Raw genomic sequence first — 11,158 nt, 5'->3', positions numbered from 1 at the left:
TCGTTTTACCAGCATACACTGTGGCGTATTCTGCTTGTTTGGAGAAGCTGTCGGCGATTTGGTTCAGGGTGAAACCTTGTGCCATCCAGTAGGCCAGACCATTTGGGTCTGCAGGACGGTTGAAGTAGGCGATGTAAAGCTTTTGGATATCAGCTGATGTGTTGGCCATTTAGAATTCCAGACAAAATTTACAAACAAGAGAATGTTATTTAAATGCTAATTTAGCATTATTTATTGCACCATTATAGAAACGTTACTTTCATGAGGAATGTTTTACTGCGGTTTCACTCTGAAATGTAACAATTATTTAAATTCTGTATCACTTATGCACAAAATTTATCCATTTTGATTGAATTTTTACAAATTATGCCCGGATTTTCGTGAAATTTTGCGATTGAGCCTGACCCAGGGTCAGGCTTTATGATCGGCTGTGATCATTATCATCAGCAGCAGCAAACAGGGACACACGCATACAATGAAACTGAAAATAGGTGAACTGGCAAAACGCACTGGCCTGACCGTGCGTGCGCTGCACCACTATGACAAGATAGGCCTGCTGTGCCCAACGACGCGGGCTGACAACACTTACCGTTTGTACGGCGATGACGATGTATTGCGACTGTACCGCATACAGGCTTTGCGCCGTTTGCAACTGTCACTGGAAGAAATACGGGCGATACTGGATGATCAAAGCGTCAGCATGGGCGACATTGTCCGGCAGCAAATCAGTCTGATGGAAAAACAGGCGCGCGAGGCTTTGGCCTTGCGTGATCATTTGCTCCACCTGTCTGCGCATCTGGATGGAGCGCAGCTACCTGTCGTTGATGACTGGCTGACTGCACTGGAAATGACCGTACACAGCGAAAAATATTTTACAGCAACCGAACTTGCGGCTTTGCGACGACAACGTGCAAGCATGGGGACGATAGATACTGCAGATAAATCTGCCCTCATCCACGCCTTGCATGAATTAATGGAAAAGCAGGTGTCACCACAGCATGCGCTGGCGCAATCATTGAGTCAGCGCTGGCTGCGATGCATGCAGGATGAAAGCGGTGGTGATGCAGCAATACTGATCAAGTTTTATCAAATGCAAAGCGAAGAAAAAGCACTGCAGTTATTTTCCGGGCTGGATCAGCCTACGCTTGACTACATGGTGCGCGCCCTGGCCTGTGCCACCCTGCCCTTGTATGCAGCTTACTGCGACGTGGTTGAAATGGAGATTTTGCGCCAGCATAGTGTGACAGATGCCGCAGCATGGCCAGCACTGATCGCAACTTTGCAGTTGGAATGTGCGGCAGGTACGCGCACCAACCACCCCAAAGTGCAGGAACTGCCAAAAGCCTGGCAATCCCTATCGCTGAAAAAAGCAGGCAATCGCATCAGCCTGCAAAAGAAAATCCAGCAGGCTTTTTCTGAGCAGCCGGCATTGCGCATGGGTGTAGACCAGCGTCTGTTCAACTATCTGCAGTCGGCTTTGCAAAATCTGAGCAGCCATCAAACCAAACTGGCGATGGCGCGATAAAATGCCTGCTTTAGTTTTTTGCTTATTCTCATCATGAGTCAGTCAAGCATACAAGCGAATCACCTGCAAGCCGCCACCATTCTGCTTGAGCGGCGGCAAAACGGCACGCAAGGTGATGCACTGCCTGCGCCAATTCGCCCAGATAATCTGGAGACAGCATTGGCAATACAGTGTGCACTCAGCGAGCTCATTGATGTTCCTATCGCTGCTTGGAAATGCGGCCTGCCTACGTCTGCTGCGCCATACAAATGGGTGCTGGCACCGATCTATGCCAGTGACGTGCACGAAGCCAGCGAGCACACTTACAAGGTCTGGGCCAGAGAGGGTCAGATCAAAATAGAACCAGAACTGGCCTTCATCCTGGCGCATGATTTACCCGCCAGGGCTGCACCCTACACGCCAGCAGATGTGGATGCTGCGGTGGCGGGAACCAGGCTGGCTCTGGAATTGATTGATAGCCGTTATACGCACCCGGAGCAGTTGACTTTTTATGACCATTTTGCGGATGGCGTGTTTAATCAGGGCTTGTTGCTCGGCCCTGCAGTTGATACTCAACTGGCACAGCAAACCACCCAGCTATCCATAACGCTAAGTATTGCTGGCCAACCAGATATCTCGCTGGATGGACAACACCCTGCTGGCATGCCGCGCCTGCCCCTGTATTGGCTGGCAGAATTCTTGCGCAGCAAAGGCCTAGGTCTGCAAGCAGGCCAGGCTGTCATTACCGGATCCTATGCAGGCAGCCCGACCGTGCCGGTTGGTACGGATATCCAGATACGGTTTGGTGAACTGGATTTGATACGGGCGCGCTTTGAAGGAAAATAAACCTGCACCGCGTGGCTTGCCTGAAGTAACAGGACATTTTCGCCCGCGCATCACTTTGCAAACCCTGCACAGAGGCGATGGCTTGCTGGGTATGAAACCCAGCGGTGACTTTGGGCCGCGTGGCGGCAGCGTCACGGTGGTGGAAATCGACTGGTTATACCACACCGATAACGGCCTGCGCTGGCAAACCCCTGCACCCACTGCCCTGCTGAACCGCAGTCCACACTCCACCCAATTGCTACATGATGAAGATGGCAAGGCAATGAGCCTGCTGCGCGACCTGGGTGCAGAAGCGGATGCACTGGATAAGGTCTGGGATATCGCGCTACAACCCCTGCCCGCTGCCAGCCTGCAATGGCGCAATGACAGCGTCGCTGAAAATTTTGGCCCACTCTGGAGCCTGGTGCAGGAAGGATTTTTCGCCGACTTTTGGGCAGAGAAATTGCCAGAGATGCAGGCGCTGGGCTGGCAAGTCGTGGTGCGCCCTGGCTTTGCCCATGAGAGCGTGCCGGTAGATGCATGGCATCTCATTATTGATGAAAGCACGGGTGCCATCACTGGCAAGCAGGTGGCATCGCGCATGCGACATCGCGATGAAGTCATCACACCGCTTGGGCTACCTGCGCGTGAAGGTTCATGGATGCTGAGCCTGGGGATAGAAATTGAAGGAGAAGTGCTGGACCTCGTGCCCATGCTGGCGCACCTCTTGCAACGTGATGCACGCTGGCTGAATGCGAGGCAGATACGCCTGATCGATGATATGGCCGTCATACAATTGCGCGCCCCTGGTGGCAAGCGTATTGACGCCATGGCCGCACCGCTAAAAGCCATCGTCATTCACATGCTGGAATTGCTGACCGACGGGCCACAGATAGAAGGGCCAATGCCCTTGTCTGCCTGGGACAGTTACAGGCTGGAAGCCTTGCGCATCAGCTTGCTCGATAGCCAGCCCGCGCGTGCTGGTGAATATGGTGGCTGGCAATTGCAGGGAGATATGGGCTTGCGCAGCCTGGCGCAACGCCTGAATAAAGTTGGCAGCCCGCGTGCAGTGAAACCCCCAGATGGCCTGGGAGTAACGCTGCGCCCTTACCAATTACATGGCGTAGCATGGCTGCAATACCTGCGCGAACAGCATCTGGCGGGCATACTGGCTGATGATATGGGCCTGGGTAAAACCGCTCAGGTACTAGCTCACTTGCTGATAGAAAAGCAGCAGGGCCGGATGGATATCCCTGCCCTCATCGTGCTGCCGACTTCGCTGATTTTTAACTGGCAGTCGGAGTCCAAACGCATGGCCCCTGCCCTGCGCGTATTGACGTTGCAAGGGCCAGAACGGGCTAACTTGTTTGCCGATATCAAACAGGCAGATGTGGTACTGACCACTTACCCCTTGTTATGGCGCGACCTCGACGTATTGAAGGCGCAGGAATTTCATTTACTGATCCTTGATGAAGCACAAACGGTGAAAAATGCCGCCAGCCGCAGTGCTGATGCGGTACGCCAGATCAATGCGCGACACAGGCTGTGCATGACAGGCACGCCGCTGGAAAATAATCTGGGCGAACTATGGGCACAGTTTGATTTTTTGATGCCGGGCTTTCTGGGCGACATGCGCAGTTTTGCTCGCTTGTGGCGCAAACCCATCGAAGTCAATGGCGAAACCCTGCGCGCGCAAGTGCTGGCGCAAAGGGTGCGGCCGTTCATCTTGAGACGACGCAAGGATGAAGTGGCGACAGAATTACCACCGCGTACGGAAGTCATCAAGCGCCTGCGTCTGCAGGGCAAGCAGCGTGAATTGTATGAAAGCGTGCGCGTTGCCGCCGATGAACAGGTGCGCCGCATTTTGCAGCGCAAGGGCTTTGATGGCGCACAGATCACGATACTGGATGCGCTGTTGAAGTTGCGCCAGGTCTGCTGCGACCCGGCCTTGCTGAAAGGCCAGAACCTGCCACCAGAGATGGAAAGAGCCAAGCTGGAAATGCTCAGCGACATGCTGCCCGCCCTGGTGGCAGAGGGCCGCCGGATACTGGTGTTTTCACAATTTACTGAAATGCTGGAACTGATTGCCACTGCCCTGGGCGACCTGGATTTGCCGTATCTGATGCTGACTGGCAAAACGGCTACCGCAAACCGTGGCGCGGTAGTCGCCAGTTTCCAGGAAAGACAGGTACCGATCATGCTGATCAGCCTGAAGGCAGGTGGCGTGGGCCTGAACCTGACTGCTGCGGACACCATCATCCATATGGACCCATGGTGGAACCCGGCGGTGGAAGAGCAGGCCAACGCCCGTGCCCACCGCATAGGCCAGGAGCAAGCCGTCTTCATCTATAAACTGCTGATAGAAGGCAGTATAGAGGAGCGTATATTGGGCCTGCAAGCACGCAAGGCTGCGCTGGCCGAAGGTGTGCTGGGCAGCGATACTGCCTTTGCCAGCAAATTCAGTGCAGAAGACTTGCAGGCCTTGCTGGCACCGCTGAATACCACTGCGATGTAATGACTGGCGTGATGTGAGATGTAAAGACACATATCCAACTCAACAATAGGGAATTTTATATTCCCAGTCTCTTCGCAGTCTCTTTTATGTCAATTTTACAAATTTTGCCTTTTTGTACATTGACAAAAAAACACACTTAGCACATCTTGTTAGTAAGTGGAATCAAGGCATGTTAGGCTTGCAAATAATTCTATGTGGCAATATTTACATAAGCAAAGAGCAGCGTCACGCCAGATCCAGCGCAATCTTAGCTGCTGACCATATTCACCTAACACCAGGCTTCATCCTCTTTACCGATGTTGAAACGGCAGGTTTTTATGATGACTACACCGCGCAATCGCTATATCAGTATCGTCACGGTACTGTATTTGCTATTTGCATTGGCGTGGATCATCTTGTCTGACAGCTTGCTGTCAAGCTTCAGCAATATCGCAGCAGTGACCTGGCTTTCGACGGTCAAGGGGGTGTTCTTTGTCATCATCACGACATCCTTGTTTTTTTTGGCCATGCGAGCGGTGCCTCAATTTCCGTTCCATGAACAACAAACTTCTGGCAGCCCTTTGCTGGAAGTATTTTATCCACAATACAAGGTGCGCTGGCCCATCTATTTGATGGCGGTAGCCCTGCCCTTGTCTGTATTGTTACTGCGTGTCGCCATGGCACCCAATTTTGAAAACAGACCCATGTTGATCATGTTTGTCTTGCCCATCATCCTGAGTGCGATGCTGGGTGGCCTGGGACCGGGATTATTGTCTACCATGATTGCCAGCCTGGGGCTCTGTTATTTTGTCATTCCGCCACTGTATAGTTTTGCGATCAAAACCATACAGGACGTGCTGCAACTGGGCTTTCTTATTGTTAACGGCATTGCAGTCAGCTTGCTCAGTGAAGCGCTGCGGCAATCTCTATCGAAAGCAGAGAATAGCCGCAATTTACTGGAAGCCATCATCAGTGGTACCCCGGATGCAATTTTCGTCAAGGACCTCAAGGGCCGCTATGTCCTCGCCAATGAGTCAGTCATCAAATTAGCCGGCAAACCTTTACATGAAGTCATAGGTCATGATGACTATGCATTGTTCCCGTCAGAATCGGCGCGCATGATTGCCGAAACAGACCGGGCCGTCATCGCCAGCAAAGTCATACGTTCGCATGATGAATCTATCAATACCCTTGATGGCAAAGCCTTGGTGTTCATGGTAACCAGGGGCCCGATGCTGGACAAGTTTGGCAAAGTGCAGGGCTTGTTTGGCATTGCCCGCAACATCACTGAACGCAAGGAAGCTGAAGCCGCACTAAAGGAAAGTGAGGCCGCCATGAAAGTGGCGCAGCGCCTGGCGGCAGTAGGTAGCTGGAACTGGGATGTACGCACTGACGTGCATATCTGGTCGGAGGAGGTGTACATGATTTATGGCCGCGATACGTCCCTGCCACCCGCTGTCTACCCTGAGGTACAGCAATACTTCACCCCGGTGAGTTGGGCCAGGCTGGCAGAAGCTGTGGAATTGGCGATCAAGACATTTACGCCATATGCCTGCGATGCGGAGGTTGTCAGGCCTGACGGCAGCCATCGCTGGATCATCGCCCGCGGCGAAGCCTTGCAAGATGCAGAAGGCAAATTGATCAGGCTGCATGGCAGCGTGCAAGATATCACTGACCGCAAGATCACTGCCATGCAATTACAAGCCAGCGAAGAACGTCTGCAAATGGCAATGGCTGCTACCAGTGAAGCGCTGTGGGATTGGGATGTGCCAAGCAACACGGTTTATCGTTCGCAGCGTTATTTTGACATGACGGGCTACACGGAAAGTGAGGAGAGCCAGGAGCCGGAATTTCTGAAACGTAAAATTCATCCTGAAGACTTGCCGATGGTCTTGCAACATATCGCTGACTACAATACACCATACTGCGGTGATATGGATTTTGAATATCGTCTGCTGACCAAACAAGGTGAAGTCAAATGGGTGCATAGCCGCGGCCGTATAGTCAGCCGCGATGCTGATGGCAAGGCCTTGCGTGTTGTCGGCACACTGGCTGACATTAATGAAAAAAAACTTATCGCGGCCGAGTTATTGGAAAGAGAACAGAGGCTGGAGCGTGTCATGCAAGGCTCGAATCTCGGCTATTGGGACTGGGATTTACTCAGCAATACCTTCAAGGTCAGTGCGCGCTGGGAAACAATGCTGGGCTATGAGCCTGGGGAAATGAATGTCAGCCCCGAACACTGGTCTGATCATATCCACCCAGATGATTTAAAGGCCTCACACATCTCACTGGACAGGCACATCAGAGGACATTCTGCCAGCCATGAACTTGAACTGCGTTTACGTACCAAATCAGGTGAATGGCGCTGGGTATTGACCAGGGGTGCAGTAGTGGCGTGGGACAAGCATGGCCAAGCGCTTATCATGTCAGGCACCCATACCGATATCACGGCACAGAAGACGCTGGAATTGACGCAACGTGAAGCTGCCACCGTGTTTTCCAGCAGCTTCGAGGGCATCATGGTAGTCAATCCCATGGGTTGCATCACCAAGATCAATCCAGCGTTTACCCGCATCACCGGGTACAGCGACAAAGAAGTCTATGGAAAATCAACCAGGATACTGGCATCTGGCCGTCATGCTGCCAGCTTTTATGCCGAAATGTGGAAAGCGGTGAAAGAAGACGATTTTTGGCGTGGGGAAATCTGGAACAAGCGCAAGAATGGCGAGGTGTTTCCCGAATTACTCTCTATCTCAGCCGTGCGTGATGCGACTGGTGAGATTCAACACTATATCGGCATCTTCACCGACATCAGCGAACTCAAGACCCACGAAGCCGAGCTTGACCGCATAGCACATTATGATCCACTGACAGGCGCGCCAAACCGCCGCCTGTTGGCAGACCGGTTGAACCAGGCTGTCAACCGGGCCAACCGCACCAGTAAGTCACTGGCTGTGTGCTTCATCGATCTGGATGGATTCAAGGAAATCAATGATAAATACGGGCACGCAATAGGTGACCGTTTATTGATTGGCGTCACAGAAAATCTCAAACAGGTGTTGCGCTCTGACGATACGCTGGCGCGCTTGGGAGGGGACGAATTTGCCGTGCTACTTTCTGATATATCTTCCGCAGAAGAAAGCGCTATGATACTAGACCGTGTCTTGATGGGTATCGGCAAGGCGATACAGATAGATATGAAATCAATCAGCATCTCGGCCAGTATCGGTGTAAGCCTGTACCCGGACGACAATGTTGACGCCGACACGTTGCTGCGGCATGCAGACCACGCCATGTACCTGGCCAAGGAAGCGGGCAAGAACCGCTATCATCTTTTTGATCCTGAAAGTGACCGTAAAGCGCAGCAGCGCAGGCAGATACTGGAGAGGCTGGAAATTGCGCTTGACCAGGATGAATTCGTCTTATATTACCAACCCAAGGTCGATTTGATCAGTGGTGAAATTGTCGGCGCAGAAGCCCTGATACGCTGGCAACACCCCAATCGCGGCACACTCGCACCAGGCGAATTTTTACCGCACATCTATGGCAGTAAGCTGGAAAAGCCCTTGGGCGAATGGGTCATCAAAGCCGCAATACAGCAAGCCTATCACTGGCAGTTGCGCGGCATCGCCATCCGCGTCAGCGCGAATATCAGTGCCCATCATTTGTTGGCACCGGAATTTTGCGATTATCTGCAATCAGCCTTACGCGTTCACCCCTACTTCCAGGCCAGCAATTTTGAGCTGGAAGTGCTGGAAACTGCCGCTATCGCCGATATGGAACAAGCCGTGGCGATTTTGAACCGCTGCCGCCAGTTAGGGGTACATTTTTCACTTGATGATTTTGGTACTGGTTACTCATCGCTGACTTATCTGCGCAAGCTACCCGTAGATACATTGAAGATAGACCAAAGCTTTGTACGCGATATGCTGACTGATGTAGAAGACATGGACATCGTCGAAGGCGTGATACGCCTGGCTGGCGCGTTTGACAGGCAAGTGATTGCCGAAGGTGTGGAAACCATGGCACATGGTGCCAAATTGCTGGAACTGGGTTGCCGCCTGGCGCAAGGTTATGGCATCGCCCGCCCCATGCCCGCAGATCAATTTATTGACTGGTCAGCGCGCTGGAAAACAGAAGCACGCTGGCGCGACCTCCGTACCAAGCCAGCGCTACAGGCTTTGCAATAGCGCTGGACTTATCTTAAATAAGGATTATTTTTTACGGAATACCAAATCCCATACGCCGTGACCGAGGCGCAAGCCGCGATTTTCAAATTTTGTCACTGGGCGATAATCGGGGCGTGGTGCATAGCCGTCAGCTGTGTTTTCCAGCATCGGCTCGGCGCTTAACACTTCCAGCATTTGCACGGCGTATTCTTCCCAGTCAGTTGCACAATGCAAATAACCGCCTGGTGCCAGACGCGAGGCCAACAATGTCACCAATGGGGCCTGTATCAGACGACGCTTGTTGTGGCGTGCCTTATGCCAAGGGTCAGGGAAAAATACGTGTATGCCATGCAAGGATGCTGGTGCGATCATATGAGTCAGCACTTCAAAAGCATCATGCTGGATAACGCGCTGGTTTTGCAAACCCAGTTCATCCGTCAGCTTGAGCAGGCTACCTACGCCTGGCGTGTGCACTTCCACACCAATGAAATTTTTCTCAGGCATACCAGCAGAAATTTTGGCACTGGTTTCACCCATGCCGAAACCGATTTCAAACACTGTTGGCGCATTGCGGCCAAATGCCGCATCCACATCCAGCGGCGATTTTTGATAAGGGATGCAAAAGCGCGGGCTCAGGCTTTCTATAGCCCTGGCCTGGGCATCAGACAAGCGACCGGCGCGGGTGACAAAGCTACGGATGCGGCGCTCGGTAGGGTCATAAAACATCGGCTTGGCAGGGTCAGCAGGTTTAGAATCAGACATACGGGAATTCAGAAAGAAAGAATAATGGCAGTTGCGAAATCAAGGCTAACGCCGTCAGAGCATCAAAGCGTAACGACCAGCTTTGACTGATTGATGTCTAAGCTAGATCCAGGTTTCGCGAAGCCAGTATTTTACCAGATGAAAGCAGTGCTTAATATTAATTAAAACAGTTCTTAAAAGTTCTTATAAGCAAGCCGTCATTGGGAAATATTATCTCATAACCATTCTGACAAGATAAATTAAGACAAACAATATCAAGTTTTTGCTTGAACAACATTCATGCTTGCGGAACTCAAAGTCAATCAGAACTAATCCATATTTTTATCACTAGCCCTGTATAAAAAGAGAAAAAAATCCCCGCTTGGACAGCATCTCAACACCTGATATTTTTTAGCAACCCTGGAATTCTCTTTGTTCCCCAAGGGGGTCTTAACAAGAATTTCAGATTCATGAGATCAATGATACCGTTTCCCTTACGCATGCAGATCCGCCGCATTCATGCGAAAAAAGGAGTTGCTCATTGCCACGATAGTCTTTGACGCAGTTAATTGAAAAATGATCGCCATCTACGGTGTATAAATCCCACATCTTGCCACGAGCTCTACCGTAAAGTATAAACATAAGGGTATGAACAAAGAGGCATGTCGCCAAAAACGTTTTTGGGCAAAGATTAGCTATATAGAAGCCTATGAATGGATGTTATCAAAAATTTATTCTTTATGTTGCACACATCACTCCCCCTCCTAAAAATTTAAGAAAATTTTTAGCACGCGGCATGATCTTATGTATAACAATCAATAAGGCAGTAATTTTTATTAAAAAAACTGCCCAAAATCGGGCAGTTTTTTTTGTCTTACTTTAAAGATTATTCTTCTGGCCGAGCCGTTTGGTAGTCGCCATTTGCGCTCGCGCATTCAGGCTGGTGTAATAATAATTGAATACTTTGGATTAACTATTTAAATTGTAATCTGGCGGCTGGATGATAGGTCATTTCCTTTATTACTTTCCCTTGTTTTGATGGCTGAGAAAAATCGGGCTTTCCATCAACTATCGGAGGCCCTTCCTCTTCAGTAAAAGTAATGACCAAAAAATCTTCCGTGTGCCATATGGCGCTAACACTCAGCCCCCGAGACACCATAGTAAATTGATCCAATTTGAATTCTTTTCCATCTCTGTTTGAAAGGAAAATTGTTACCTCCTTTTCATTCAGATCGAACCATTGGTCGACCAGGGACATATGAACATAGCCATGATAAATCCAATCTGTATCATGTTTTGCACCGGTAGGAAAATAAAAGTGCTGCCCCACATAATGTGTGCCTCTGCACGATGCGACGAATAAAATCAATATAATCAACACACATTTACGCAAGAAAACAAATTTCATTGACGCTTGCCTCC

At 50.7% G+C, this 11,158-nt stretch carries 6 protein-coding genes; 4 read left to right on the top strand and 2 right to left on the bottom strand.

The genetic code is table 11. From position 1 onward, the window contains the following. The first annotated feature begins 475 nt into the window (after positions 1-475). From ACO0LG_RS17810 to ACO0LG_RS17795, 4 genes are all read left to right on the top strand, one after another. Positions 476-1,525, top strand: coding sequence for a MerR family transcriptional regulator (locus ACO0LG_RS17810; protein WP_423028737.1), 1,050 nt, complete (start codon positions 476-478; stop codon positions 1,523-1,525). 33 nt (positions 1,526-1,558) lie between these two features. Continuing rightward, positions 1,559-2,350 (top strand): fumarylacetoacetate hydrolase family protein, encoded by a 792-nt coding sequence (locus ACO0LG_RS17805; protein WP_423028735.1) that lies wholly within the window; start codon positions 1,559-1,561, stop codon positions 2,348-2,350. Continuing rightward, a complete protein-coding gene (locus ACO0LG_RS17800; RefSeq protein WP_423028733.1) occupies positions 2,337-4,844 on the top strand; it encodes a DEAD/DEAH box helicase in 2,508 nt (835 codons plus the stop codon). Before ACO0LG_RS17805 ends, ACO0LG_RS17800 begins: the two co-directional genes overlap by 14 nt. 320 nt (positions 4,845-5,164) lie before the next feature. Next, positions 5,165-9,016 (top strand): EAL domain-containing protein, encoded by a 3,852-nt coding sequence (locus ACO0LG_RS17795; RefSeq protein WP_423028731.1) that lies wholly within the window; start codon positions 5,165-5,167, stop codon positions 9,014-9,016. Positions 9,017-9,040: 24 nt separating this feature from the next. Here the strand turns inward: ACO0LG_RS17795 and trmB are convergent, their stop codons facing one another. Then, positions 9,041-9,757, bottom strand: coding sequence for a tRNA (guanosine(46)-N7)-methyltransferase TrmB (gene trmB, locus ACO0LG_RS17790; RefSeq protein ID WP_423028729.1), 717 nt, complete (start codon positions 9,755-9,757; stop codon positions 9,041-9,043). 952 nt (positions 9,758-10,709) lie between these two features. Next, positions 10,710-11,144, bottom strand: a complete 435-nt coding sequence (locus tag ACO0LG_RS17785) for a hypothetical protein (protein WP_423028727.1) — start codon at positions 11,142-11,144, stop codon at positions 10,710-10,712. Between the last annotated feature and the right edge of the window lie 14 nt (positions 11,145-11,158).

Source organism: Undibacterium sp. Ji42W, assembly GCF_049340405.1.
In the GTDB taxonomy this organism is placed as follows: domain Bacteria; phylum Pseudomonadota; class Gammaproteobacteria; order Burkholderiales; family Burkholderiaceae_D; genus Undibacterium.
Note: the sequence above shows the minus strand (reverse complement) of the source record. Positions and strands in the feature narration are given on the sequence as shown.

Bases quoted from the DNA above. Each gene is read 5' to 3' on its own strand.
- ACO0LG_RS17805 (WP_423028735.1), top strand. From the start codon at position 1,559: ATGAGTCAGTCAAGCATACAAGCGAATCACCTGCAAGCCGCCACCATT.
- ACO0LG_RS17810 (WP_423028737.1), top strand. From the start codon at position 476: ATGAAACTGAAAATAGGTGAACTGGCAAAACGCACTGGCCTGACCGTG.
- ACO0LG_RS17785 (WP_423028727.1), bottom strand. From the start codon at position 11,144: ATGAAATTTGTTTTCTTGCGTAAATGTGTGTTGATTATATTGATTTTA.
- ACO0LG_RS17795 (WP_423028731.1), top strand. From the start codon at position 5,165: ATGACTACACCGCGCAATCGCTATATCAGTATCGTCACGGTACTGTAT.
- trmB (WP_423028729.1), bottom strand. From the start codon at position 9,757: ATGTCTGATTCTAAACCTGCTGACCCTGCCAAGCCGATGTTTTATGAC.